We start from the raw sequence: 24,645 nt of genomic DNA on the forward strand, positions 1-24,645 counted from the left end.
GTTGAGAAACTGACGGATGTGCAGAAGCGCGGAAATCTCCAGCAGGACGACGACGGGAAAAGCATGACCGCTCCGGTATTCGAGGAATTCGATCCCGAGAGCGACTGCGACTGCCCCGGATGTACACACTGGCGGCGCGTGCTGCCGCATTCCGGAACCGCCGGATTCGGCGGCCACCCGGCGGCCCTCGGGCCCGCCCACGCCCTGGCGCGGGCGGGGCGGACCCCCATGGCGCTGGCCCTCGCCGCCGCCACCGGCACGGTGCTCGGCGCGGCGGGTGCCGTGCCCGCCGTCGCCGCCGCGCACGCCCCGCAGCGGCCCGGCGCCCCCGCGGCCGACGATCCCGGCACACCGCAGGGCGGCACGACCCCGCTGCACGGCCCCGGCGGGGTGCCGGCGAAGGTGAAGGCACCCCGGACGACCCGGGCCGAGATCATCGACCGGGCCAGGGAGTGGGTCGTCGCGCAGGTGCCCTACAACATGAGCGCCTACTGGTCCGACGGCTACCGCCAGGACTGCTCCGGCTTCGTCTCGATGGCCTGGAACCTCGGCACGAACGAATGGACGGGCAGCCTCGACAAGTACGGCGTCAGAGTCACCAAGGGTGATCTCCAGCCGGGGGACATGCTGCTCTTCCACAATCCGTCCGACCCCGAGAAGGGCTCCCACGTCGTGATTTTCGGCGGCTGGACGGATTACACGCAGAGCCATTACATCGCGTACGAGCTGACCCGCCCCCGCGCCCGCAGGCAGGCCACCCCCTACGCCTACTGGAGCAATTCGGACCGCTATCTCGGCTACCGCTACAAGGGTCTCAAGCCGGAGCAGGGCACGGGTGGCACCGGCACCGGTACCGGCACGCCCGTCACCTCGCCGGCCGCGACCGGCTATCCCGGCGCGGCGGCCTTCGGGCCCGGCGCGGACAACGCCCACGTCACCCGGCTGGGGCGGATGCTCGTCGCGCGGGGTGCGGGGCACTTCTACACCTCGGGGCCGGGACCGCGCTGGTCGGAGGCGGACCGGCGGGCGACCCGGGCCTTCCAGCAGGCGCAGGGCTGGACCGGGGCCGACGCCGACGGGCTGCCGGGGCCGACGACCTGGTCGTACCTGGTGCACGGGAAGGGCCGCGACGTGCGGGCCGCGAGCGCCGGCGCTCCCGCGACACCGGGGCTCCCGGCCGGCGGTGTCGCCTCGCACGGCGTCCCCGGCTACCCCGGACGGGCCGCGTTCCGGCCCGGCGCCGACAACGACCACGTCACCCGGCTGGGGAGGCAACTGGTGAGGAAGGGGTTCGGCACGTACTACACGCGGGGCCCGGGGCCGCGCTGGGGCGAGGGCGACCGGCGCAACGTCGAGGCGTTCCAGCGCGCGCAGGGATGGCGCGGCGGGGCGGCGGACGGCTACCCGGGACCGGAGACCTGGCGACGGCTCTTCACCCCCTGACGCCCGTCCCGGCCGGCGGTTCGTTCCGCCCGGCGGTTCTTCCCGGCGCGCAGGCGCGGAGGCACGGAGGCACGTATGAGTACGACGACCACTTCACACTCCCCGGAGTCCGAGGGACCGCCCGAGGCAGGGGGCCGCGAGGCGGGTGGCCGCGGGGCGCGGATCATCCGCAACGAGGCGACCACCGAGATCCCGGTCCACCTGCTCTTCCGCGACGAGCCCGAACCGTTGTCCGTGGCGCTGGCACCCGCGGTGGTGAACCGCCGGCGCGGTACGGGCGAACAGCCGCGGATCGCGCGGCGCGCTCCCGCCCCGCTGCGGCCGAGGCCCACTCCCGAGGTCGACCCCGACCTCGTCGAGCGGCCCGCGCGGGTGCTGCCGGGCACGGCCGGAGTGCTGGCCGGTGCCCTCGGTGCGACCGGCTGCGTCCTGGCGTCCTGGTGGGCGGGCGTCCTGCCACCGCTCGCCGTGGACGCGCTGGGACTCCCCGTCCACGCCGGTGCCGGGCTCGGCGGCCCGCAGTGGGCGACGCTCGCGGGGTGCGGCGCGCTCGCGCTGTTCGGGTTCGGCGGGCTGGCCCGCGGCCGTACCGGACGCGCCTGGGTGCTCGGCCTCTTCGGCCGCTACCGGGGCACGGTCCGGCGCACCGGACTCATGTGGGTCAACCCGCTGGTGCTGCGCCGCCGTGTCGACGTACGGCTGCGGCACTGGCGCAGCGAGGCGATTCCCGCGGTCGACGCGAACGGGGTCGCGCTGCGCGTCGTCGTGCTCGTCGTCTGGCGGGTGCGGGACACCGCCCGCGCCGTGCTCGGCGTCGAGGACCACCAGCTGTATCTGCGCGAGTGCGTGGAGGCGGCGCTCGCCCGGGTGCTCGCACGGCTCCCGGCCGACCTCTCGCCGAACGCGCCGGGCGCGGCGGACTCCGCGACCCTGCGCAACACGGAGGCCGTCAGCGACGCGCTGACCCGGCTGGTCGCGGCGGAGGCGGCGGCGGTCGGCCTCCAGGTGTACTCGGCGCAGCCGCTCGGCGTGGAGTACGCGCCGGAGATCGCCGCCGTGATGCAGCGCCGCCGGATCGCGGCCCTGGACGCCCAGCACCGCGACACGGTCCTCACCTCGGTCGTCGACTCCGTCGAGGACACGGTGACCCGGCTGACCTCGCGCGGTCTCGTCGAGCTGGACGACTACGAGCGCAAGGCCCTGGTGAAGGACCTGACGGTGGCGTTCTATACGGGGCATGGAGATCGATGACCCCCGCACCCCCACCACCGGCCCTCACACCCCCACCACCGGCACCTCCGCCGCCGACACCGCGGCTTTCGACGCCGGCTCCCGCACCCTCGCCGGTCTCGCGGCGGACGCCTGGAGTCTGACCGAGGGCACCCCGCGTGCCGTACTGGGGCTGGCGGGGCCGCCCGGCGCCGGAAAGTCCACCCTCGCCCGCGCCCTGGTCGCGCACCTCGGCGCGGGCGCCGCCTATCTGCCGCTCGACGGCTTCCACCTCTCCAACGCCCAGCTGGACCGCCTCGGCCTGAGCGCACGCAAAGGCTCCGAGCCGAGCTTCGACGTATGGGGATACGTCGATCTGCTGCGCCGGGTCCTCGACGAGACCGTCCGCGACATCTACGTACCGGACTACGACCGCACGCTCCACGAGCCCGTCGCCGCACGCCATCTGGTGCCTCCGGCGGCCCGGCTCGTCGTTACCGAGGGGAACTACCTCGCCTGCGATCTGCCGGGATGGCGGGACGCGTATGTGCTCATGGGGGAGTGCTGGTACGTGGACACGCCGTGGGGCGTGCGGCAGGAGAGGCTGGTGGAGCGCCAGTTGGCGGGTGGGAGGGACGAGGCGCGGGCGCGGGACTGGGTCGCCACCAACGACGACCCGAACGGACAGCTGGTGGAGAAGTCGCGGGACCGGTGCCACCGGACCCTCTCCACGATTGGTATGGACCCATCCGGCTTTTGACGGGGACTTGATATGGACACAGCCAAGTCCTGGCAATAATCTGGTACTTGGTCTAGACCTGAATCATCGTCTCGGCTTCACCTTCACGCATCGCGATGCGCACGCACGGCTCACGGAACTTCCCCCACGTTCTCCAGGAGCGGCAGCATGCGAGAGACTCCCCAGCCCACCCTCCGGCCAACTCCCCCACCCCGAAAGCGGCTGAAGTGGTACGCCGCCGCCGTCGGACTCGCCACCACCGGAGCGATCGTGCTCTCCAGCGGCGGGGCCACCGGACACGGCTACACCGATCTCCCCGTCAGCCGGCAGAAGCTCTGCCAGAACGGCGGCGTGGCCAACTGCGGTGACATCCAGTGGGAGCCGCAGAGCGTCGAGGGCCCCAAGGGCTTCCCGGCGGCCGGACCCGCGGACGGTCAGATCTGTTCCGGGAACCACGGCAACTTCGGCGCGCTCGACAAGGCGACGACGCCCTCGGGCGGTGCCTGGCCGACGACGAAGGTGAACGGAGGGCAGAGCTACACCTTCCGCTGGCAGTTCACGGCACGGCACTCGACGACCGACTTCAAGTACTACATCACCAAGAACGGCTGGAACCAGAACGCTCCGCTGACCCGGTCCGCGCTGGACACCACCCCGTTCCTGACCGTCCCCTACAGCGGTCAGCCCCCGGCGACGCTCTCGCACAGCGGCACCCTGCCGTCGGGCCGGAGCGGACACCACGTGATCCTCGCGGTGTGGACGATCGCCGATACGAGCAACGCGTTCTACGCCTGTTCGGACGTCACCTTCTGAGTGACCGCACTGCCACCCCCCACGGGTAGGTTCCACGCACGTCGGCGTGATCATGGCGGCGTGCGTGGAGCTGTACCGTTCCGGGTCGTGTCCGCGCAGCCCCTCCTCATCTGACGCTCCGTCAATTATGGTGCGCCCTCATGGGAGCCAGCAGCGTGGGCACGAGCGCGCGTACCGTCGCCGAACTCGTACAGGCGCGGTGGGGCGACCACCGGCCGGGACTGTGGTGCGAGGAGCGGACCCTGACCCACCACGAGGTGGCCGCGGGTGCGGCGGCACGGGCCGCGCTCTTCGCCGACCTGCTGCCCGCCCGCGCGCAGCCGCATGTGGGCGTGCTGCTCGACAACACCCCCGAGTTCCCGCTCTGGCTGAGCGCCGCGGCCCTCGCGGGCGCGGCCGTCGCGGGGATCAACCCCACCCGCCGCGGCCCCGAGCTCGCCCGCGACATCCTGCACACCGAATGCCGCGTCCTGATCACCGAACGGGCCCACCTCCCGCTCCTCGACGGCCTCGAACTCCCGGGCGTCCGCGTCCTGGTCACCGACACGCAGGCGTACGAGGACCTGCTTGCGCCGTACGCGGACGCCCGCCCGGAACCGGGACCCGTCACCCCGCGCACCCGCTTCCTCCTCTACTTCACCTCCGGCTCGACCGGCGCGCCCAAGGCGGCGATCTGCTCGCAGGGGCGGCTCGCGGCGGCCGGGCAGTCGCTCGTCGGCCACTTCGGGGTGCGCGCGGACGACGTCCACTACGTCTGCATGCCGATGTTCCACGGCAACGCCGTGATCGCCGACTGGGCACCCGCCCTCGCGGCCGGCGCGGGCGTGGCGCTGCGGCGCCGCTTCTCCGCCTCCGGCTTCCTACCGGACGTACGGGCTTACGGGGCCACGTACTTCACCTACGTGGGCCGCGCCGTCCAGTACATCCTGCAGACCCCGGCCCGCGCCGACGACCGAGACCACCCGCTGCGTACCGGCTTCGGGACGGAAGCGGGCGCGGTGGACGCCGCTGCCTTCGAGGAGCGGTTCGGGGTACGCCTGGTCGAGGGCTACGGATCGTCGGAGGGCGGGGCGGCGATCCAGTGGTCGCCCGGCACGCCGAGGGGCGCGACCGGCCGGGCGGCACCCGGCGACGACCTCGCGGTGCTGGATCCGCGGACCCGCGCCGAGTGCCCCGCGGCGGTCTTCGGCCCCGACGGCGTGCTGCTCAACGGGCACGAGGCCATCGGCGAGCTGGTGAACCGCGGCCCCAACCCCTTCGAGGGCTACTGGCGCAATCCGGCGGCGGACGCGGCGCGGGCCAGGGACGGCTGGTTCTGGACCGGCGATCTTTTCTACCGGGACGCCGACGGATTCCTGTACTTCGCGGGCCGCACCGATGACAGGCTCCGCGTCGACAGCGAGAACCTGGCCGCCGCGGTGATCGAGAACATCCTCGCCCGCTACGCGGGCGCGGACGCCGTGGCCGTGTACGCCGTCCCCGATCCGGTGGCGGGCGACCAGGTCATGGCCGCCGTGGCTGGCACCTTCGACCCGCTCGCCTTCGAGGCCTTCCTGCGGGCCCAGCCGGACCTCGGCACCAAGATGGCCCCCCGTTTCGTACGGGTCCTCGACCGGATGCCGGTCACCGCCACCAACAAGATCCACCGGGCCGGGCTGCGCCGCGAGGGCTTCCGCTGCGCGGATCCGGTGTGGTGGCGGCCGGCGGGGGAGCCGGGACGCAGGGGGTACCGGCTGCTGAGCGGGGCCGACGTCGAGGCGCTGCTGGAGCGGTACCGGGCGCGGGGGCGCGAGGAGTTGTTGTCGAGGTGAGGCGGTGCTGGGACGGGCAGGGGCGGGCGGGGCTGTGTGGGCAACGCAGAAGGCCCCCGCTCTCACGGAGGCCTTCTGGTCTATATCTCTTGTGCGCCGCCAGGGACTCGAACCCCGGACCCGCTGATTAAGAGTCAGCTGCTCTAACCAACTGAGCTAGCGGCGCGTGACTCCCGCCTTCCGCTTTCGCGGCTGGCGACATGGAAAATACTACCTGGTCCGCAGGGGTGCTCCGGACCACCGGCGGACCACGCGGGACCACGGGCGGGACCACGGGCGGGGCGCGGGCGGAGCACCGGCGGGGCGCCGCTCAGATGGCCAGCGAGAGGAGCACCGGTGCAGCGCCCCGGTTGAGCGTGTCGGCGGCCTCGCGCAGCCGGTGGGCGTGCTCCACGGGCAGGGAGAGGGCGAGGCAGCCCACGGCGGAACCGGCCGTGATGGGGACCGCCGCGCAGACCGTGCCGATCGCGTACTCCTGGAGGTCGAGCACCGGCACGGTGGGTGCCTGGGCGTCGAGCCGGGACAGCAGCAGCCGCTCGTTCGTGATGGTGCGCGAGGTGAGCCGCGCCATCCGGTGGCGGGAGAGGTGGTCGCGCCGCCCGTTCAGGTCGAGCTGGCCGAGCAGGCTCTTGCCGATGGCGCTGGCGTGGGCCGCGGAGCGGAAGTCCACCCATTCGTTGACCGCCGGGGTGGCCGGGCCCTCCGCGCACTGGGTGACGTGGATCTCCCCGTCCACGTACCGGCTCATGTAGACGGCGGCGCCGACCGAGTCGCGCAGCCGGTCGAGGTTCCGCTGGAGCTGGCCGCGCAGGGCCTCGTCCCGCTCGCGCTCGGAGCCCAGTCGGCCGAAGGCCTCACCGCTGACGTACGCCCCGTCCGCCTGCTGTTCCACGTACCCCTCGCGGCGCAGCATGCGCAGCAGGGCGGTGAGGCGCTCGGTGTTGAGGCCGGTGTGCCGGGCCAGTTCGACGTCGGTGATGCCGGTGGTGTGCCGTGCCACGGTCTCCAGGACGCGCAGGGCGTCCTGGGCCGAGTGGTACGGAGCGGTCGACTCGCGCTTCAGCGCCACGGTGATCCCCCTGCGCTTTCCGGCCCGGCGCACGGGCCGACGTCACGCGCACCGGCCCGCACATCAACGCGGCCCGGACAGCCGGGCCCCTCCACGATAGCCGTCGGGGAGGGGGCAGGGAGGGGTTGTCGGCGGTATTGGTGGCGGGTCCGGTGGGGCGATCCGGGCCCGTAAGCAGTGGCGCATCCCGTTGGCATATGCCATAGGGATGCGCCAGTCGCTCGATGGTCCGGTCCGGCCGGGCCTGCCGACCCGGCCGGGCCATCGGTTCACAGCACCGCGCCGAGGAACTCCCTGGTCCGGTCGTGCTCCGGGTCGCCGAAGATCTTCTCCGGCGGTCCCGACTCCAGGACCCGCCCGGAGTCGAACATCAGCACCTGGTCGGAGATGTCCCGGGCGAAGCTCATCTCGTGGGTCACGCACAGCATCGTGATGTCGGTGCTGCGGGCGATGTCCCGCAGCACGTCGAGGACGCCCGCGACCAGCTCGGGGTCGAGCGCGGACGTCACCTCGTCGAGGAGCAGCACCTGCGGGCGCATGGCGAGCGCCCGCGCGATCGCGACGCGCTGCTGCTGCCCGCCGGAGAGCTGGCTCGGGTACTTGTCGATGTGCTCGGCCAGGCCCACCAGGTCGAGCAGCTCACGGGCCCGCTCCTCGGCGGCGTCCTTGGACATGCCGAGCACGGTGACCGGCGCCTCGGTGATGTTGCGCAGCACCTTCATGTTGGGGAAGAGGTTGAACTGCTGGAAGACCATCCCGATGTTCTTGCGGACCTCGCGGATGTGCTTCTCGCCGGCCGGGACCAGCTTGCCGTTCTTCTCCTCGTGAGTGAGGTAGTCGCCGCCGACCTTGATCGTGCCCTCGTCGGGCTTGAGCAGGGTCATCAGCAGCCGCAGGATCGTCGTCTTGCCGGAGCCGGACGGGCCGATCAGGGTGACGTGCTTGCCGGACGCGACGGAGAAGTCGAGGTCGTCGAGGACGACGTTGTCGCCGAAGCGCTTGGTGACCTTGTCGAACCGGATCAGCTCGCTGCCGTCCACGGCCGGGTTGGCGGCGGAGGAGGCGTCGGACTCTTTGGTCAGGGGGGTGTCAGCGGACAAGACGTCGCTCCAGGGCTCGCATGAGGAGGGAAGCGGGATAGGAAATGAGGATGAAGGCCACGCCGATGACCGTCAGCGGCTCGGTGAACTGGAAGTTCTGCTGCGAGAACAGCCGTGCCTCACCGAGCATGTCGAGGACGGTGATCGCCATCAGCAGCGGCGTGTCCTTGAGCATCGAGATGACGTAGTTGCCCAGCGCGGGCACCACCCGGCGGATCGCCTGCGGCAGGATCACCGCGGTCCACGTCCGGGTCATGGGCAGGTTCAGTGCCGTGGCCGCTTCCCATTGGCCGGCCGGCACACCCTCGATACCGGCCCGGTAGACCTGCATCGTGTACGTCGAGTAGTGCAGCCCGATGGCGACGACACCGGTGGTCATCGCGGAGAACGTGATGTTCCACTCGGGCAGCACGTAGAAGAGGAAGAACAGCTGCACCAGCAGCGGGGTGTTGCGGATGAACTCCGTGACGACCCCCACCGGCCAGCGCACCCAGCGGGTCGGCGTGCGCATCAGCAGCGCCCACACCAGCCCGAGGACGAAGGAGATCAGCGAGCCGAGCACCAGGGCCTGCAGGGTGACCAGCAGTCCGTCCCAGAAGTGCGGCATGAAGTCGCCGACGGCACTCCAGTCCCATGTCATACGGCACCTCCGCCTACTCCGGTGGTCTCCGGGCGGTGCAGCTCGGCCTGGGACACACCCTTCTCGGGAACCTCTCCGACTCCGGCCTTGAGCTTCTTCTCCAGCCCGCGCATGAGCCGAGTGAGCAGGAAGGCGATCACGAAGTAGATCAGCAGGATGTACGTGTAGATCTCCGCGCTCTCCTGCAGCGCGAGCCGCACGAGGTTTCCGCTGAAGGTCAGGTCGCCCATGCCCATCACGGACACCAGGGCGGTGCCCTTCAGCAGCTCGATCAGCAGGTTGGAGAAGGGCGGGATCATCTCCGGCACGGCCTGCGGCAGCAGGATCAGCCGCAGCCGCTGCCAGGGCGTGAAGCTGAGCGCGATACCGCCCTCGACCTGTGCCTGGTCCACGGAGTTCAGGGCGCCGCGCACGATCTCGGAGCCGTACGCCCCGTACGTCAGGCCCAGTGCCAGGGTGCCCGCCCACATCGGGACGAGCTGCCAGCCGAAGGCGACCGGCAGCACGAAGAACACCCAGAAGATCATGATCAGTGCCGAGGTGCCCCGGAACACCTCGGTGTAGAAGCCCGCGAGGAAGCGGACGATCCACAGGCGGTGGACGCGTGCGATGCCGACCACGAAGGAGACGGCCCCGGCCAGCAGCGCGCTGAACACCAGCAGCTGGACCGTGACCCAGATGCCCTTGAGTACGAGTTCCCAGAGTCCCGATGTCATCCGCCGCACAACTCCTTCGCGGTCAAATCGGTCATCTCGTTCTTGGTGAAGCCGAAGGGCCGCAGGATGCGCAGCAGCTCGCCGCTGTCCTTCATCTTCTTGAGCTCCACGTTGAAGGCGTCCCGCAGCTTCGTCTCCGTCGGGCGGAACGCGAAACCGCCGCCGTCCGTGTGGGGCTTGCCGCCCACGAGGGGCGCGAACGGCTCGGTCGACTCCACCTTGCGGGACTTCTTGACGACCTCGCGGGTGGTCAGCGCCGTTCCGGCGAAGACGTCGACCCGGCCCGCCTCGACGGCGTTCATGCCCGCGACCTGGTCCTGGACGATCAGGATGTCGCTCTCCTTGTACCCGGCCTCGACCGCGTACTGGATCTCCGCGTATCCCGTTCCGGTCGCGAACTTCGCCCCCGACTTCACGACGTCCTTGTAGTCGCGCAGGTTCTTCGGGTTGCCCTTGCGGACGATGAAGGCGTCGAGCATCTGGTAGTCGGGGTCGGAGAAGATCACCTGGGCGCAGCGCTCGGCGTTGATGTACATCCCGGCGGCGACCACGTCGAACTGCTGGGACTTCAGACCGGGAATGAGCGAGCCGAACTCCGTCGGTACGGGCTGTACGCGCTCCACCCCCAGCCGCTTGAAGATGACCCGCGCGAGTTCCGGGGCCTCGCCCGTGAGCTCGCCGTCCTTGTCGATGTAACCGAAGGGGATCTCACCGGCGATACCGAGGCGTACGACGCCCTGGGCCTTCAGCCGGTCCAGGAGATCACCGCCGTTCTCGCCCGACGCGGTGGCCACGCGGCTGCAGCCGGCGGCACCGAGCGCGCCGAGTGCCGTCACACCCGCCAGCAGTGACCGGCGGTTCGGGCCGCGATCGCCTCTGCCCGGCGAAGCTTCCTTAGAGTCGTTCCCAATTGGTGGAGCCATGGGCGCGCGGCTACCCCAACCAATGCAAATTATTCGGATTAATTCACGCCCCGATCCGGACGGAGGCGGTATTGACCCCGGGTGGCCCAGGCGGACCATGGAACCCATGGCCGACCGTTACCTCGACGTGTCCCTGTCCAAGCGCGGAGTCCACTGCACGGCGAAGCTCCTCGACGACCGCGCGCCGCTCACCTGCGAGGCCGTCTGGAACGCGCTGCCGCTCGGCGGTGACGTCTACCACGCCAAGTACGCCCGCAACGAGATCTACGCCCTGTTCCCGGCCTTCGCGCCGGCCGAGCCGCCCCTGGAGAACCCGACCGTCACGCCCATCCCGGGCGACCTCTGCTACTTCTCCTTCTCCGGCACGCAGCTCGGTGCGCAGTCGTACGGGTACGGGGGCGCGTCCGGCGTCCGCGCGGGGACGCCGGTGATCGACCTGGCCCTGTTCTACGAACGCAACAATCTGCTGCTCAACGGTGACGTGGGGTGGGTGCCGGGCATCGTGTGGGGCCAGGTGGTGGAGGGGCTCGCCGCGATGGCGGAGGCATGCGGGGACTTGTGGCGGGCGGGAGCGGTGGGAGAGACCCTGACCTTCAGCCGGGCGTAGGTCGGGGCCCGCCGCAGCCGGTCTGCGCCGTTCCCCGCGCCCGCAGTCTTTCAGGGGCGCGGGGAACGGCGCAGTCTTTTGGGGGCGCGGGGAACGGCGCAATCTTTTGGGGGCGCGGGGAACGGCGCAGGTTTTTTAGGGGCGCGGGGAACTGCGCGGAGGGGCGACCCCGCCGACCCCGGCCGCGTACAGCGCGTGGGCCGTCCGCAGGACAACCCCGTCCCCGTGCCGCGCCCCCACCACCTGCAACCCCACCGGCAGCCCCGCCCCGTCCACCCCCACGGGAACGGTCGCCGCCGGCTGCTGCGTCATGTTGAAGGGGTACGTGAACGGCGTCCACCCCGTCCACCGGCGGAGCCCGGACCCACCCGGCACCTCCACCCCCGCCTCGAACGCGGTGATCGGCACCGTAGGCGTCACCAGCACGTCGTACGTCTCGTGGAAGCGCCCCATCCGCCGCCCCAGCTCCATCCGCACGTCCACCGCCGCCAGGTAGTCCAGCGCGCTGAACCGCTCACCCAGCCCGACGATCTCCCGCAGCCCCGGATCGAGCAGCTCCCGCTGCCGCGCCCCGAGCCGCTGCGTCACCCGCGCCGCCCCGCTGAACCACAGCACGTGGAACGCCTCGACGGGATCCGTGAAATCGGGATCGGCCTCCTCCACGTACGCGCCGAGGGCCGCCAGCCCCTCCACCCCGCGCCGCACGGCCGCCGCGACGTCGGGCCGCACCGCGACCTGCCCGCCGAGGGAGGGCGAGTACGCCACCCGCAGCCCCCGCACCCCACCGCTCAGAGCGTCCGCGTACGAGCCCGCCGCCGGACCGAGCCCCGACCAGTCCCGGGGGTCCGGGCCGCTGATCACGTCCATCATCAGCGCCGCGTCCGCGGCGTCCCGCGCCATGGGCCCCACGTGCGAGAGGGTCCCGAACGCGCTCGCGGGATACAGCGGCACCCTCCCGTACGTCGGCTTCAGCGCGAAGATCCCGCAGAACGAGCCGGGGATACGGACGCTGCCGCCCCCGTCCGTGCCCAGGGACAGCGCACCCGCGCCCAGCGCCACCGCCGCCGCGCTCCCACCGCTCGACCCGCCCGAGGTGCGGGACAGGTCGTACGGATTGCGCGTCACCCCGGACACCGGCGAGTCGGTGACGCCCTTCCAGCCGAACTCGGGAGTGGTCGTCCGGCCCAGGAACACCGCCCCGTGCTCGCGCAGCCGCGCCACCGCCGGCGCGTCCTCGTCCCAGGCACCGGACGCGGACACGGTCCGCGAACCCCGCAGCGTCGGCCCGCCCCGCATCAGCAGGATGTCCTTCACCGAGACCGGCACCCCGTCCACCAGACCGGCCGGTTCACCCCGCCGCCACCGCTCGGCGGACTCCGCGGCCCGCCCGAGCGCCGCCTCCTCGTCGAGGCGTACGAACGCGTTCACCGCGGGCTGGATCTCCTCGGCCCTGCGCAGCGCGGCCCGCACCGCGTCCACGGGGCTGAATTCGCCCTTGCGGTACCCCTCGACGAGTCGTACGGCCGTCAGTTCGGTGAGCTCGGTCATCCGCCCCTCCACCCTGTGCCCTCCACGTGTGCCCCCGACGGACGTCAGGGGCCGGGTACGTATCCGCGCCGCTTGTCGACGACGTTCGGCAGGGGCTCACCCGCCTCCCAGAGCTCGTACAACTCCACGAACTGCGCCCCTAGTTCGTCCCGCCAGCCCACCGTGTCGCCACTCATGTGCGGTGACACGATCAGGCCGGGGACCTCCCACAACGGGCTGTCGGGGCCCAGCGGTTCGCGCTCGAAGACATCGAGCGCCGCCCCCGCGATCCACCGTTCCCGGAGGGCCCGGACGAGCGCGTCCTGCACGACGAGCTGCCCGCGGCCCACGTTCACGAAGCACGCCGACGGCTGCAGCAGGGCCAGCCGCCGCGCGTCGAACATCCCGTACGTCTCCTCGGTGAGCGGCGCGGCGGACACCACCCAGTCGGCCCGCGCCAGCAGCCGGTCCAGCTCCTCGGGCCCGTGCACGCCGTCGCGTGCGGTGCGCCCCACGAGCGCCGTCGTGACACCGAGCGCCGCCAGGGTCCGCTCGATCGCCCGGCCGATCGGCCCGGAACCGACCACACACGCACGCGTACCCGCGACGCGTCGCGTAGCGCGGTGCCGCCACTCACGCGCCCCCTGGAGCTCCAGCGTGCGCGGCAGATCCTTCGCCAGGGCGAGGACGAGCGCGGCCACGTACTCGGCGATCGGCTGGTCGAAGACACCGCGCGCGTTCGTCACCACCGTGTCGGACGCGGTCAGTTCGGGGCACAGCAGGTGATCCACGCCCGCGCTCGCCGTGTGCACCCAGCGCGGCCGGGGCCCCTCGCCGGGCCAGGCCCGGCGCAGCGCGCGCGAGTGGAAGTCCCAGACCAGGAGCGCGTCGGCGGTGGGCAGCAGCGCGGCCAGGGTCGCGTCGTCCGCGTACGCGACGCGGACCCGCCCGGTGAGCCGGCCGAGCCGTGGCGGCGGATCGGAGCCCAGCACCAGCAGCGTCGGCTTTTCGGCCATGTTCGGGGACGGGGGAGGCGACGGGGGAGTGGTCATCGGGGTGAAACCGTTTCGCAACGAGGGTCCGCTTCTCTGAACTGAGGCTGAGGCTGAGGCGGGGGCTGGGGCTGGGGCTGGGGCAAAGCTCCGGAGCACTGCCGCGGGACATGGGACACGTCGTCTGAGATGGGCGGATTGACCACGCTCGCACCCGAACCTACCTTCGTCAACACGGGCTCGTACCCCGGGGATTGCGGGGCGCCGCCCGTCCCTGTCCCGACGTCCCGGCACGCGCCGGCTTCCGTCTCCATCACTCGCCCGATCCGGGTTTGGGGCTGCTCATGGACGTCTCCTTCCTAGGTGGACCGCACCCCCAGCGCGGGGTCGGCGTGGTCGCCCCCTTCGACTTCGCCCTCGACCGCGAACTGTGGCGCTGGGTGCCCGACGAGGTGTCGCTCCACCTCACCCGTACACCGTTCGTGCCCGTCGAGGTCAGCCTCGACCTGGCACGGCTGGTCAGCGAGCACGAGACGCTCGGCGACGCGGTGCGCGCGCTGAACGCCGTCCGGCCCGAGGTCGTCGCCTACGCCTGCACGTCCGGCAGTTTCGTCGGCGGGATCGCCGGCGAGCGCGCGATGTGCGAGGCCATGACCCGGGCCGGCGAGCTGCCGTCCGTCACCACGTCCGGCGCCCTCCTGGAGGCACTGCGGGAGCTGGGCGTACACCGGATCGCGCTCGTCACGCCGTACACCGACTCCGTCACCCGGTCACTGGAGGAGTACGTCGCCGAGGCGGGCATCACCGTCACCGGCCGCGCCCACATGGGTCTGACCAGGCACATCTGGAAGGTCCCGTACCGCGATGTCGTCGACATGGCCCGCGGCGCGGTGCGCGGGGCCGCCGACGCGCTCTTCATCAGCTGCACCAACCTTCCGACGTACGACGTCATCCCGCAGCTGGAGGCCGAGCTGCGCATCCCGGTGATCTCGGCCAACCAGGTCACGATGTGGGCAGCCCTGCGCCACCTGGGTACCCGGGCGGTGGGGCCGTACCAGGCGCTGATCGACGTGTCGGCGCGAGCGCGGCCCGTACCGCCCGTACTGCCGGAAGAACAGGAAGGTTGGGCATGACGGCTCTCGGATTCCTCTACCCGGGCCATTCGGCCGAGGACGACTACCCGCGCATCGAGCAGCTCCTCGGCAGCGACATCCGCCTCCAGGTCGTCCACACGGACATCGGCGAGGACGCCCACCGGGTGGACGCCCTCCTGGAGATGGGCGCGGCCGACCGCCTCGCCGCGGGGGTCGAGGAGCTGCGCTTGTCGGGGGCCGAGGCGGTGGTCTGGGCCTGCACCAGCGGCAGCTTCGTGTACGGCTGGCAGGGCGCCCAGGACCAGGTCCGCACCCTGGCCTTGGCGGCGGGGCTGCCGGCCTCCTCCACGTCCTTCGCGTTCGTCCACGCGGTGGGGGAGCTGGGGGTGAAGCGGGTCGCGGTCGGGGCGACGTATCCGGACGACGTGGCCGGGCTGTTCTCGTCGTTCCTGACGGACGGGGGGTGCGAGGTGGTGTCCGTGCGCGGGGCGGGGGTCGTCACCGCGGCCGAGGTCGGGACGTGGGGGGAGGGGGAGGTGCTCGCGCTGGCGCGGGCGGCCGATCACGCGGAGGCGGAGGTGGTGGTGCTGCCGGACACCGCGTTGCACACGGCGTCCTTCCTTCCCTCGCTGGAGGCGGCGCTGGGGAAGCCGGTGCTGACCGCCAACCAGGTCACGGTGTGGGAGGCGCTGCGGCTCGCCGACCGGCGGGCGAACGCGCCGGCCCTGGGCACGCTGTTCACCAGGCACGACCCCGTGCAGGCGTAGAACTTCCCTCGCCCCCTTTGTCCTCAAACGCCGGACGGGCTGAAAGACATGTCTTTCAGCCCGTCCGGCGTTTGAGGACCGGGGGTTCGGGGGCGGAGCCCCTGAGCACGTGACGGGCGGAGGAATAAGCGGAGACACCCTCCTGTTGTTGCGGCGAGGAGAAGCGTGCGTACTAGCAGGAGGAACACCGTGGCGGTACCGGACCAGACGTCCACCGAGACCAGCGACATCCGAGCGGAGGCGAAGGGCACCGCCCCCGTCCCCCTCTCCGTCCTGGACCTGGTCACAGTAGGCGCGGGCCACACCGCGACCGAGTCCCTGCGGACCGCGGTCGAGCTGTCCCGCCTCGCGGACACCCGCGGCTTCCACCGCTACTGGGTGGCCGAGCACCACTCCATGCCCGGCGTGGCCTCCTCCTCACCGGCTGTGATCCTCGCCCACCTCGCCGCCACCACAACCCGCATCCGCCTGGGCTCCGGCGGCGTGATGCTGCCCAACCACGCCCCCCTCGTCATCGCGGAGCAGTTCGGCACGCTCGAAGCGATGGCCCCGGGCCGTATCGACCTCGGCCTCGGCCGGGCTCCGGGCACGGACGGCGCCACGGCCGCCGCGCTGCGCCGCTCGGACCGGCTGAACGAGGGCGCCGACGATTTCCCCCAGCAGCTCGCGGAACTGACCCGGTTCCTGGACGACGACTTCCCCGACGGCCATCCGTACGCCCGTATCCACGCGGTCCCGGGACCCGTCCAGGCGACCTCGCCCGGCGGTGTCCAGTCCCCGCACCGCCCGCCGGTCTGGCTGCTCGGCTCCTCCGGCTTCAGCGCCCGCCTGGCCGCCACCCTCGGCCTGCCCTTCGCCTTCGCGCACCACTTCTCGGCGCAGAACACCGTCCCGGCGCTCGACCTCTACCGGGAGTCCTTCCGGCCGTCGGCCGTGCTCGACGCGCCCTACGCCCTCATCGGCGTCTCCGCCCTCGCGACGGACGACGAGAAGGAGGCCCGCCGCCAGGTCGAGGCCGCCGCGCTGAACATGGTCCGTCTGCGCACCGGCCGTCCGGGCCTGGTCCCGACCCCGGAGGAGGCGGAGGCGTACGACTTCAGTCCGATGGAGCGCGAGTTCGTCGACTCCTGGAACGCGAACGTCGTCCACGGCACGGCCGACGAGGTCCGCTCGGGCCTCGACGACCTGCAGAAGCGCACCGGCGCCGACGAGCTGATGCTCACGGCCAACGCCCACAGCGGCGCCGTACGCCTGCGCTCGTACGAACTGATCGCGGACGCGTACGGGCTGCCCACCGCCTAGCCGACACAGCCGACGTAACCCACAGGCCCTGGGCCTGTCGCGAAAGTGCTGTTCGCAGCCACTCGTTCAGGACTGCGACCAGCACGGTCGCCTCGTGGCGGACCGCGAGCTTGTCGTATCTCGTGGCGACGCGGTCCGTCGGGGTGGGCGCCGTCAACCTTCGTGACGGTGATGGCGGCCAGGCGGAGCAGGCGCCGGGTGGTGCCCATGGCCTCCGTGAGCCGGTCGCGCTGCGCGGCGGTGAGCCCGTCGAGGAGGCCGGCGGCGAGGACATCGGCACGTCTGTTCTGCTCCGCGACCTCCGCGACCTCCGCGACCTCCGCGACCTCCGTGCGGCCGGTCGGGGTCGGCTCGATCATGTGCAGCCTGCCGTCCCGCGGATGGACACGCAGCCGGACCATGCCCTGGGCCTCCAGCGCCCTGGCCATCCGGCTCAGATGTCCGGCGCCCAGCCCAGCCGGCCCCTGAGCTCGCGCAGCGAGGCCCCGTCGCCGATCTCGAACAGCAGCCGTGCTTCGCCGAGCGGGCGGTCCTGGCCGAGGTAGTGGTCGTCGAGGGCCTCACTGGCTCCCTATTCCTTTGGCTTTAGTCAAAGGAATAGGGTTGTCGAGCCGGTGCCCCCGGACGGCCCGCCGCCCTATGCTGATGGTTCGTCAAACACACTGTTGGTCTGAGGTTTCGCACGCATCGGGGGACGCGGCGTGAGTACCACACCACCACCACACGCCAGCGAGGCGACCAGGCTGCTCTGCGCGGGCACCTACCTGGATCCGCGGTACCGCGACCAGGTCATCGAGCAACTGCATCTCAACGAACAGCGGATCGTGGCGCCCTCGCTGGGCCTGGACGCGGCCCGCGTCCTCGCCCACGCCCTGCGCGCCCGCCGCCAGGAGCTGCTGTGGGCCGTGCTGATCCTGGGCCTGTGGATGGTCGGGCTGCCGCTGATCGGCGCACTGCTGTTCATGTTCCTCGTGCCCAGCCTGATGCTCGCCCTCGCCTCCCGGATCCGGGGCCGTGCCGCGCAGCCGCCGCTGTACCGCCGGCTGCCCGCTCTCTGGCTCCGCTGGTCGGGCCGGTTCACTTTCGCGTTCTTCCTGCTCGTCACCCTCGTCGCCGCGTTCGGGGCCGGGAAGGAGAACGATCCGTACGACTCGTCGGGCGGCGAGGTGGACGGCTGGGTCGACGCGCTGCTCCGCGTCCTGGCCGAGGCGGCCGGAGGGATCGAGGTCTGGCGGGCCTGGCTCGTGCTCGTCCTCTTCGCGCTGATCGCCCTGTGCATCGCCGTGCAGCGCGGCCGGTTCGCCCGCGCGCTGGACGCCGAGCTGTCCCCGCGGCGCTTCCCGGACATCGCCGGCGACCCGGCCGAGCAGGACGAGTCGCCGCGGTTCCAGCGCCTCAAGGAGCGCATCCGGATCGAGCAGCACGCCCCGCTGGTCATGTACCACGAGCAGCGCCCCTTCTGCGGGGCCGGGCTCGCCTTCGACACCTGGGTGATCGCCGTCGAGCTGAAGCCCGCCAAGGAGAAGGAGCAACTGCCCCTGAACAACCGGGCGATCCTGGAGAAGATCCGGCCGCTGCTCGAACAGCTGCGGCTGCCCTCGGAGTTCGCGGGGTATCCGGTCCGGGACCGGCTGCGTCGGCTGGAGGTCGACGAGTGCGTGTTCCTGCCCGTCGAGGGGCTGCGCCGGCGCGAGGAGGCGCCGTACCACCCGCAGGTCTTCGAGGAACACCGGGCCCGCGCGGTCGAGGAGGGCGGCGAGCGCCGCCGGCACTTCCTGCGGGTGCGCGTCGGCGGCTGGGAGGAGGAGCTGGTCATCACGGTGTTCGTGCGCGTGCACACCCAGGGCCAGATGCTGATGCTGGAGATCGCCCCGCATGTACTGCTGCCGGTCCGCCAGGACTTCAAGGACGCCGACCGCACGGCACACAACCACCGGCACAACAACGAGCTCGGCAAGGCGGTCTGGGCCCTGGTGCGGGTGCCCGGGTCCGCGGTGCGCTCGCTCGTCGTCCTGGGCCGCTGGCTCGGCTTCGTGTGGCGGCTGCTGACCGGCGGGTACGCGGGCGCGCTGCCCGACGGTCCGGCGCTGTCGGTGAGGGAACTGGGCGCGGCGGAGGACTCGTCGCTCTTCCAGGGGATGGACCGCACCCGCTACCTCCGGAGCATCCAGGACCGGGTGGCGAACGGAGTGACGACCGCGTTGGCCGAATGCGGTTACGAGACCGGCGAGTTCGTCCAGAAGGTCGTGCACAACTACGGCATCTACAACGAGGGCGACGTGCACAACAGCAGTCTCGCGGCGGGCGACGGGGCCACCGCGATCTTCAACTCATGAGCGGCGGCACGGGAGTCGTGTCACGGGGCCGCGTCACGGAAGGGGGCCGGTAGCGATGGCCAGGGACGAACCGGGCATCCACATCAGCGGCGGGGTGCACGGCAGCGCGTTCGCCGTCGGCAACCACGCGCGCGCCGAGATGAACCAGGGCGCGGCCGTCCCCCGGGACCAGGCCGCGGAGGAGCTCCTGATCGCCGTACGAGAACTCCGCGCGGATCTCACGAGGTTGCGGGCGTCCGACGCCACGGCCGCCCTCGACACGGCCCTCGCGGAGACGGAGGAGGAGATCGTCACGACCGGCCGGGCGGCGCCGACGCGGCGAGAGCGGCTGCGCCAACTCCTCGACGACTCACAGGCGTTGGTGGGCCTGGTCGCGTCGGCCGGGGCGGTGGCCGGGCTGCTGGGGATGTAGGCCGGCCTGCTGCCGGCGCGGAGCGAGGGGGGACGGGATGGGCGGGGGAGCGCGGTACTGGAACGATGAGACCCAGCGCTGGGAGGAGGGCGACGGCGGGGGCGGGTCGGCGGCGCCGCCGACACCGCCACCGAGCCGGCCGGGGTACGCACCGCCCTCGCCGAGCGGGCCGTGGCAGGCATCGTCCCCCCGCCCCCGTCGGCGTCCCCGCCTCCTCCTTCGGCCGACTGGCCCGGAACCGCTGAGGGGAGCACCTGGCAGGGGCCGAGGGCCCACGACGGCTCCGACGGCATCTGGTCGCCGGACGAGCCGATCGTCGGGCAGCCCGCCTTCGTCCCGGGACCGGCCCCGGCGGCCGGCGGCGGCAACCGCCGGCTCGTGTGGTCCGTCGTCGGTGGAGCCGTCGTTGTCGTGGTCGCCGTGGCGCTGGTGCTGACGACTGTTGTCGGGGGCGGTGACAAGCCGTCGACCGCGGCGAGTTCGTCGTCGGTGGCCACCGCCTCGCAGCAGAGCGATCCGTACACGGCGTCGGCATCGGCGTCGGCATCGGCATCGGTATCGGAGGAGCCGACCGTGGGGGCGTCCGCCTCGGTGCCCGAGCTGGACGCCGGGTACGAGCTGTACGACGACCAGGAGGGTTTCCGCGTCGGGCTCCCCGTCGGGTGGTCGCGCGAGACCGCGCCGTCGCAGTTCGGCATCGCGGTCGTCACCTACGACAGCCCCGACCGCGAGCACCGGATCCAGGTGTACCAGGTGGAGGAGGCCACCCCGAAGGCGTCCTTCGACAAGTTCCTGTCCGCCCGGGTCGCGAAGGCACCCGGCTTCCGGGAGCTCGACCTCCAGCCCCTGGCCGACGGCCGGTTCACCGGCCTGCGGCTGGAGTACCTCGCGGACTCCGTCAAGAACGCCCCCGACGTGGGCATCTGGCACGTCTACGACGCGCGCTTCGTCGTGGACGGCGGCGACAGGTTCGCGATAGCCGTCTACGGCCCGGAGGCGAACGGCGGCACGGACGAACTGGAACTGCTGGACACCGCGCTGGAGAGCTTCTGCCCACCACACGTCTGCGAGCCAGTCTCCCTGGACTAGGGGCTGTCTGACAATTCCCGTCTGCCGCGCGGCGCCATGCACGCACTCTCGCCGCACCGGGCGCAGAGCCAAGTACGTCCAGTACGAGGCTCTACGCCCGGCACACCGAGAGCACGCACCTGACGCCGCGCAGCCGCCCTACGGGCGACGACGGGAATTGTCAGACAGACCCTAGGGCGCTTCTGATGGATCAGAAACGCCCTAAGGGCAGGCCGCCGCCGACAGGAGTGCGGAGATGCGGTCCGGTGCCACCGGCCGGGAGTACAGCCATCCCTGGCCGGTGTCGCAGCCGATGCGCCGCAGCCGCGTCGCCTGGCCCGCCGTCTCCACGCACTCGGCGGTGACGGTGAGGCCGAGCCGGTGCGCCAGCTGGATCATCGCCTCGACGACGACCTCGTCGGCGGGGTTGGGCGGCGCGCCGGCGCCGTCCGCGCCCTCGTACTCCCCGCTCTCGTACTGGAAGCCCCGGACGAACGACCCGTCGAGCTTCAGCACCGAGACCGGCAGCCGGCTGAGGTAGGCGAGGTTCGAGTAGCCCGTGCCGAAGTCGTCGATGGCGATGCCCACGCCCATGTCGCTGAGCGCCTGGAGTGCCTGCAGCGGCCGGCCCGCGGAGCCCATCACCGCCGACTCCGTGAGCTCCAGCTGGAGCAGGTGCGGGGCCAGCCCGGTCTCCGCGAGGATCGCCGCCACGTCGGACACCAGGTCGGAGTCCCAGACCTGGCGCACCGCCACGTTGACGCTGACGAAGATCGGTTCCGCGTCCGGGCGTTCCAGCTGCCAGCGGCGGGCCTGGCGGCAGGCCGTGGCCAGCACCCAGCGGCCCAGCTGCACGATCGACCCGTCCTCCTCGGCCAGTCCGATGAACCGATTCGGCGTCAGTGTGCCGAACTGAGGATGGTTCCATCGCACCAGCGCCTCGACGCCGCGCACCACGCCGTCCTCCATGCAGACCAGCGGCTGGTACTCCAGGGCGAACTCCCCGCGCTCCACCGCCGGGCGCAGCGTGGAGGAGAGCGCCTGCCGGGTCATGCGGTGGGCGTTGCGCTCCGGGTCGAAGAGCGTCCAGCGGGACTTGCCGTCGGCCTTCGCCCAGTACAGCGTCGTGTCGGCGGCCTGCATCAGCCCGGTCGCGGTGGTGCCGGCCGCGTGCCGCTCCACGACACCGATCGAGGCCGAGACCGACAGCCGCTGCCCGGACAGGTCGAAGGGCACCTGCAGGGACTTGAGCACGGAATCGGCCAGGTCCGCGAGCTGTTCCGTACCCGTGGAGTCCTCGACCAGCAGCGCGAACTCGTCGCCGCCCAGCCGGGCGACCAGCGGGGTGGCCGTTCTCGCGTACCCCGCCTCGTTCGCGCAGCGGGTCAGCCGTTCGGCGACGGCCGCCAGCAGCCGGTCGCCGACACGGTGGCCGAGCGTGTCGTTGACGGCCTTGAATCCGTCCAGGTCGAGGTAGCACAGCCCGATCCGGCCGGTGCCCGACTCCTCGTACGCCTCGGCCTCCAGCGCGGCCGAGAGCCGCTCGAAGAACAGGGTGCGGTTGGGCAGCCGGGTCACCGGGTCGTGCATCTGCAGATGCCGCAGCCGCGCCTGCAGCTCCCGGCGACCGCTGATGTCGGAGACGGAGATCAGCACGGCCCGCTCCTCCTCGGGCAGCGGACTGACCGTCACCTGCGCCCAGAGCGAGTGACCGTCGGGGTGCTTGAGGCGCCGGGTGCAGCGCAGCCGGGCCTGCCGGCCGCGGAGCACCTCGCGGTACGCGTGCCATGTACGGGCGTCGGAGGCGAGGTCCACCAGGTCGGCGGCGATCCGGCCGACCAGGCTCTCACCGTCGGAGCCCGTGCCGAGCAGCGCGGCCAGCGGGTCGTTGGCCGTGACGACCCGGCCCTCGCGGTCCACGACGGCCATCGCGAGGGGCGCGGCGCCGAAAGTGGCTCGAAACGTACGGCCGTCGACGTCAGTTCCGGCTCCCGACCCGCTTTCCGGGTGCGCGGGGAGCCCCGCCGGGGCGGCGGCCGACAGCTTCGCCGGAAGTCCCGCGGCCAGACCGACCGGGAACTTGGACGAGAGGCCGACCTGGAGTCCGGCCGACAGCTCGACCGGGGTGTCGATCAGGGGCTCTACCAGGGGCTCGACCCGTCGAGCCCGTTCTTCGGGGGAAAGGGTCCCGGCACGAAGAGAGCTCGTGACATGACTCTCTGTGACGGCCGACCGAACGAGGTCTGCCATGGGCGCCGGTCCATCGGACGTTCCGCTCACCGTTCGCTCCCGCTGTGCACTCGTTCGTCGTACAGGTCTCGTCGGGGGTCGGCCGGTGGTCGACGGCCGCTCCAGCCGTGTCCGCGCAGGAAAGTGTGCCGATCATAGAGGCTGGCCGTTAGGCCTTCCAGCTACCGTCCAGTGTCCCGGACAGTCGCCCCTTTCTGACAGATCGTTTCTGCCCGCACCTGGACAGGTTCCTTCATCGGCCGATCACTTGTGACGTTCCGTGAGTGCTCGGGGTGTCGGCACATCCGGGCGCCCCCCTGATGCTTCCCCGATGTACTCGGTCGGATGTCGGCCCTCTCACTCCTTTGGATCAGATAAACAGCGCATAGAGGAACAAATCGTCACAGGCTGGTTGCGGTATCCCGAATTCCGCATCCGGAGGTCGACGTGCCGCGTCTGCTGCCCCCCGAGGGGCTCACCCGTGGCGGGGTCCGACCCCGTAGGAACGGGCGGGTGTGGACCGGGTACGGATGGCGGATGCCCGCGGCCGTCCTCACCTCCATGGCGGCACTCGCGGCCACCTCCCTGGCGGTCCCCACGGCCGCCGTACCGCTCTCCATGCCGTGCGCGCTCAAGCGGACCGCGGCCCACCACTCCGAGGGCGTGGACACCTGGAACGCCGCCTATCCGCGCCCCGCCCGCCGCCTCGACGCGGTGATGGTCTTCCTCTCCTTCCCCGACGCCACACCGCTGACCAGGCCCGCCGAGCTGACGGCCGACTACTTCCCGGCCACCAGCCGCTTCTTCGAACGCGCCTCGTACGGCAGGTTCCGGCTGCGCCCGCACCCGCTGCGCGAATGGATCCGCATGCCGCGGCCGTCGACCGCGTACGCCATACAGCGCGACTGGAACGCGGCGTCGCGCTCCGCGTATCTGCGGGACGCCCTCGCGGTGGCGGACAGCCGCGTCGACTTCTCCCGCTACGACGTCGTCTACTTCGTCGCCGACCCCGACGCCCCGGGGGTCGACTCGGACGCGACGAAGGTGGTGAACATGGACGTGCCGCTGCGGGCCGACGGGACGGACATCCGCCGGGTCGTCACGGTCTTCGAGAAGCACCCGCCGGACCGGCTGGTCCTGGCCCACGAGACCGGCCACGTCTTCGATCTGCCCGACCTCTACCACCGGCCCATGGACGGCAAGGGCGACTGGGACACGTACGTCGGCGACTGGGACCTCATGGGCAGCCAGTTCGGACTCGCCCCCGATCTCTTCGGCTGGCACAAATGGAAACTCGGGTGGCTGGAACCACGTCAGGTGTCCTGCGTACGGGATGCGGGCGAGCGCGGTACGCGGCTGACGCTGGAGCCGCTGGCGGCGGGCTCCGTGCCGGTCGCGGCGGGCGGGGCCGGGATGGGCGCGCCCGGCTCGGAACCGGCGTCCGGGCCCGGGTGGGCGGGGCCCGGGACGGCGGGCGGGACGAAGCTGGCGGTGGTGCGGACCGCACGCGACAGCGCACTCGCCTTCGAGGTGCGGGGGCCGGCCGGCAACGACGAGGAGACCTGTTCGCAGGGCGTCCTCGTCTACCGGGTGCGGGGCGGGGCGGAGTCCGGCCGCGGCCCGATCGAGGTGGTCGACGCGCACCCCGGCTCCGGGACCTGCTGGGACGACTCGGTCTACGCCCCCCTCGCGGACGCGCCGGTCGCCCTCGGGGAGAGCTTCACCGTGCCCGGGGAGGGCGTACGGGTCGAGGTGGCGGACCGGACGGCGTCGGGCGCGTGGACGGTGACGATCTCCACTGGGCGGGACGGCGCCGGCTAGACGGCGCGGGTCGGGCGGCGCGGGCAT

Annotated in this window: 21 protein-coding genes, 1 tRNA gene and 1 pseudogene; 13 read left to right on the forward strand and 10 right to left on the reverse strand. The window is 71.9% G+C overall.

Annotated elements, in window-relative coordinates:
• Positions 1-63: 63 nt before the first annotated feature.
• From K3769_RS27215 to K3769_RS27235, 5 genes are all read left to right on the forward strand, one after another.
• Positions 64-1,443, forward strand: coding sequence for a peptidoglycan-binding protein (locus tag K3769_RS27215; protein WP_267028912.1), 1,380 nt, complete (start codon positions 64-66; stop codon positions 1,441-1,443).
• A 75-nt stretch (positions 1,444-1,518) separates the two neighbouring features.
• On the forward strand, positions 1,519-2,694 hold the full coding sequence (locus K3769_RS27220) for an SPFH domain-containing protein (protein WP_267028913.1): 1,176 nt from the start codon (positions 1,519-1,521) through the stop codon (positions 2,692-2,694).
• Positions 2,681-3,412, forward strand: a complete 732-nt coding sequence (locus K3769_RS27225; protein ID WP_267028914.1) for a nucleoside/nucleotide kinase family protein — start codon at positions 2,681-2,683, stop codon at positions 3,410-3,412. Before K3769_RS27220 ends, K3769_RS27225 begins: the two co-directional genes overlap by 14 nt.
• Before the next feature lie 147 nt (positions 3,413-3,559).
• Positions 3,560-4,204 (forward strand): lytic polysaccharide monooxygenase auxiliary activity family 9 protein, encoded by a 645-nt coding sequence (locus K3769_RS27230; RefSeq protein WP_267028915.1) that lies wholly within the window; start codon positions 3,560-3,562, stop codon positions 4,202-4,204.
• Positions 4,205-4,344: 140 nt separating this feature from the next.
• Positions 4,345-6,015 (forward strand): AMP-binding protein, encoded by a 1,671-nt coding sequence (locus K3769_RS27235; RefSeq protein WP_267028916.1) that lies wholly within the window; start codon positions 4,345-4,347, stop codon positions 6,013-6,015.
• Positions 6,016-6,107: 92 nt separating this feature from the next.
• Here the strand turns inward: K3769_RS27235 and K3769_RS27240 are convergent.
• The 6 genes from K3769_RS27240 to ehuB all read right to left on the reverse strand — a co-directional run bounded on the left by K3769_RS27240 (position 6,108) and on the right by ehuB (position 10,463).
• Positions 6,108-6,181: transfer RNA gene (locus tag K3769_RS27240), tRNA-Lys, on the reverse strand.
• 144 nt (positions 6,182-6,325) lie between these two features.
• Positions 6,326-7,084 carry an IclR family transcriptional regulator gene (locus K3769_RS27245; protein ID WP_267028917.1) on the reverse strand — a complete coding sequence of 253 codons (759 nt, stop codon included), beginning with the start codon at positions 7,082-7,084 and terminating at the stop codon, positions 6,326-6,328.
• Between the two features lie 269 nt (positions 7,085-7,353).
• Positions 7,354-8,124: an ectoine/hydroxyectoine ABC transporter ATP-binding protein EhuA gene (gene ehuA, locus K3769_RS27250; protein WP_372515175.1), complete on the reverse strand. Its 771-nt coding sequence runs from the start codon at positions 8,122-8,124 to the stop codon at positions 7,354-7,356.
• A 49-nt stretch (positions 8,125-8,173) separates the two neighbouring features.
• Positions 8,174-8,824, reverse strand: a complete 651-nt coding sequence (gene ehuD, locus K3769_RS27255; protein WP_267028919.1) for an ectoine/hydroxyectoine ABC transporter permease subunit EhuD — start codon at positions 8,822-8,824, stop codon at positions 8,174-8,176.
• On the reverse strand, positions 8,821-9,540 hold the full coding sequence (gene ehuC, locus K3769_RS27260) for an ectoine/hydroxyectoine ABC transporter permease subunit EhuC (protein ID WP_267028920.1): 720 nt from the start codon (positions 9,538-9,540) through the stop codon (positions 8,821-8,823). Before ehuC ends, ehuD begins: the two co-directional genes overlap by 4 nt.
• Positions 9,537-10,463 (reverse strand): ectoine/hydroxyectoine ABC transporter substrate-binding protein EhuB, encoded by a 927-nt coding sequence (gene ehuB / locus K3769_RS27265; RefSeq protein ID WP_267028921.1) that lies wholly within the window; start codon positions 10,461-10,463, stop codon positions 9,537-9,539. Before ehuB ends, ehuC begins: the two co-directional genes overlap by 4 nt.
• A gap of 106 nt (positions 10,464-10,569) precedes the next feature.
• Between ehuB and K3769_RS27270 the strand changes: the two genes are divergently transcribed.
• The gene (locus tag K3769_RS27270; protein WP_267028922.1) at positions 10,570-11,070 is read left to right on the forward strand and encodes a DUF3830 family protein; all 501 of its coding nucleotides are present in this window, start codon (positions 10,570-10,572) and stop codon (positions 11,068-11,070) included.
• Between the two features lie 135 nt (positions 11,071-11,205).
• Here the strand turns inward: K3769_RS27270 and K3769_RS27275 are convergent, their stop codons facing one another.
• Together K3769_RS27275 and K3769_RS27280 are read right to left on the reverse strand one after the other, a co-directional pair.
• Positions 11,206-12,618, reverse strand: a complete 1,413-nt coding sequence (locus K3769_RS27275; protein WP_267028923.1) for an amidase — start codon at positions 12,616-12,618, stop codon at positions 11,206-11,208.
• A gap of 44 nt (positions 12,619-12,662) precedes the next feature.
• On the reverse strand, positions 12,663-13,649 hold the full coding sequence (locus K3769_RS27280) for a D-2-hydroxyacid dehydrogenase (RefSeq protein ID WP_267028924.1): 987 nt from the start codon (positions 13,647-13,649) through the stop codon (positions 12,663-12,665).
• 284 nt (positions 13,650-13,933) lie between these two features.
• Here K3769_RS27280 and K3769_RS27285 point away from each other — a divergent pair, with 284 nt between their 5' ends.
• The 3 genes from K3769_RS27285 (at position 13,934) to K3769_RS27295 (ending at position 16,752) form a co-directional block, all read left to right on the forward strand.
• Entirely contained in the window at positions 13,934-14,722 is a 789-nt protein-coding gene (locus tag K3769_RS27285) for a maleate cis-trans isomerase family protein (protein WP_267028925.1), read from the forward strand.
• Entirely contained in the window at positions 14,719-15,450 is a 732-nt protein-coding gene (locus tag K3769_RS27290) for a maleate cis-trans isomerase family protein (RefSeq protein WP_267028926.1), read from the forward strand. The genes K3769_RS27285 and K3769_RS27290 overlap by 4 nt, the downstream gene beginning before the upstream one ends.
• A gap of 189 nt (positions 15,451-15,639) precedes the next feature.
• Positions 15,640-16,752, forward strand: a complete 1,113-nt coding sequence (locus tag K3769_RS27295; RefSeq protein ID WP_267028927.1) for an LLM class flavin-dependent oxidoreductase — start codon at positions 15,640-15,642, stop codon at positions 16,750-16,752.
• A 137-nt stretch (positions 16,753-16,889) separates the two neighbouring features.
• Here the strand turns inward: K3769_RS27295 and K3769_RS27300 are convergent.
• A pseudogene (locus tag K3769_RS27300) lies at positions 16,890-17,311 on the reverse strand (GNAT family N-acetyltransferase); the annotation flags it as partial.
• Between the two features lie 142 nt (positions 17,312-17,453).
• On the opposite strand from K3769_RS27300, the gene K3769_RS27305 reads away from it, so the two are divergent.
• From K3769_RS27305 to K3769_RS27315, 3 genes are all read left to right on the forward strand, one after another.
• Positions 17,454-19,088 (forward strand): AbeC-like domain-containing protein, encoded by a 1,635-nt coding sequence (locus K3769_RS27305; RefSeq protein WP_267028928.1) that lies wholly within the window; start codon positions 17,454-17,456, stop codon positions 19,086-19,088.
• A gap of 55 nt (positions 19,089-19,143) precedes the next feature.
• Positions 19,144-19,500, forward strand: a complete 357-nt coding sequence (locus K3769_RS27310) for a hypothetical protein (RefSeq protein ID WP_055516832.1) — start codon at positions 19,144-19,146, stop codon at positions 19,498-19,500.
• Positions 19,501-19,671: 171 nt separating this feature from the next.
• Complete coding sequence (locus tag K3769_RS27315) at positions 19,672-20,589, forward strand: serine/threonine kinase C-terminal domain-containing protein (RefSeq protein ID WP_267028929.1); 918 nt, start codon at positions 19,672-19,674, stop codon at positions 20,587-20,589.
• A 201-nt stretch (positions 20,590-20,790) separates the two neighbouring features.
• On the opposite strand, the gene K3769_RS27320 is transcribed toward K3769_RS27315, so the two are convergent.
• Positions 20,791-22,848: a putative bifunctional diguanylate cyclase/phosphodiesterase gene (locus K3769_RS27320; protein WP_372515041.1), complete on the reverse strand. Its 2,058-nt coding sequence runs from the start codon at positions 22,846-22,848 to the stop codon at positions 20,791-20,793.
• 396 nt (positions 22,849-23,244) lie between these two features.
• Here K3769_RS27320 and K3769_RS27325 point away from each other — a divergent pair, with 396 nt between their 5' ends.
• Positions 23,245-24,618 (forward strand): M6 family metalloprotease domain-containing protein, encoded by a 1,374-nt coding sequence (locus tag K3769_RS27325; RefSeq protein WP_372515042.1) that lies wholly within the window; start codon positions 23,245-23,247, stop codon positions 24,616-24,618.
• The last annotated feature ends 27 nt before the right edge of the window (positions 24,619-24,645 follow it).

The sequence above is a fragment of the Streptomyces ortus genome, assembly GCF_026341275.1.
Classification (GTDB): Bacteria; Actinomycetota; Actinomycetes; order Streptomycetales; family Streptomycetaceae; genus Streptomyces; species Streptomyces ortus.

What these genes read in the sequence shown, in the direction of transcription:
- K3769_RS27215 (WP_267028912.1), top strand. Translation starts at nt 64, where the DNA reads ATGACCGCTCCGGTATTCGAGGAATTCGATCCCGAGAGCGACTGCGAC.
- K3769_RS27220 (WP_267028913.1), top strand. Translation starts at nt 1,519, where the DNA reads ATGAGTACGACGACCACTTCACACTCCCCGGAGTCCGAGGGACCGCCC.
- K3769_RS27225 (WP_267028914.1), top strand. Translation starts at nt 2,681, where the DNA reads ATGGAGATCGATGACCCCCGCACCCCCACCACCGGCCCTCACACCCCC.
- K3769_RS27230 (WP_267028915.1), top strand. Translation starts at nt 3,560, where the DNA reads ATGCGAGAGACTCCCCAGCCCACCCTCCGGCCAACTCCCCCACCCCGA.
- K3769_RS27235 (WP_267028916.1), top strand. Translation starts at nt 4,345, where the DNA reads ATGGGAGCCAGCAGCGTGGGCACGAGCGCGCGTACCGTCGCCGAACTC.
- ehuD (WP_267028919.1), bottom strand. Translation starts at nt 8,824, where the DNA reads ATGACATGGGACTGGAGTGCCGTCGGCGACTTCATGCCGCACTTCTGG.
- ehuC (WP_267028920.1), bottom strand. Translation starts at nt 9,540, where the DNA reads ATGACATCGGGACTCTGGGAACTCGTACTCAAGGGCATCTGGGTCACG.
- ehuB (WP_267028921.1), bottom strand. Translation starts at nt 10,463, where the DNA reads ATGGCTCCACCAATTGGGAACGACTCTAAGGAAGCTTCGCCGGGCAGA.
- K3769_RS27270 (WP_267028922.1), top strand. Translation starts at nt 10,570, where the DNA reads ATGGCCGACCGTTACCTCGACGTGTCCCTGTCCAAGCGCGGAGTCCAC.
- K3769_RS27275 (WP_267028923.1), bottom strand. Translation starts at nt 12,618, where the DNA reads ATGACCGAGCTCACCGAACTGACGGCCGTACGACTCGTCGAGGGGTAC.
- K3769_RS27280 (WP_267028924.1), bottom strand. Translation starts at nt 13,649, where the DNA reads ATGACCACTCCCCCGTCGCCTCCCCCGTCCCCGAACATGGCCGAAAAG.
- K3769_RS27285 (WP_267028925.1), top strand. Translation starts at nt 13,934, where the DNA reads ATGGACGTCTCCTTCCTAGGTGGACCGCACCCCCAGCGCGGGGTCGGC.
- K3769_RS27290 (WP_267028926.1), top strand. Translation starts at nt 14,719, where the DNA reads ATGACGGCTCTCGGATTCCTCTACCCGGGCCATTCGGCCGAGGACGAC.
- K3769_RS27310 (WP_055516832.1), top strand. Translation starts at nt 19,144, where the DNA reads ATGGCCAGGGACGAACCGGGCATCCACATCAGCGGCGGGGTGCACGGC.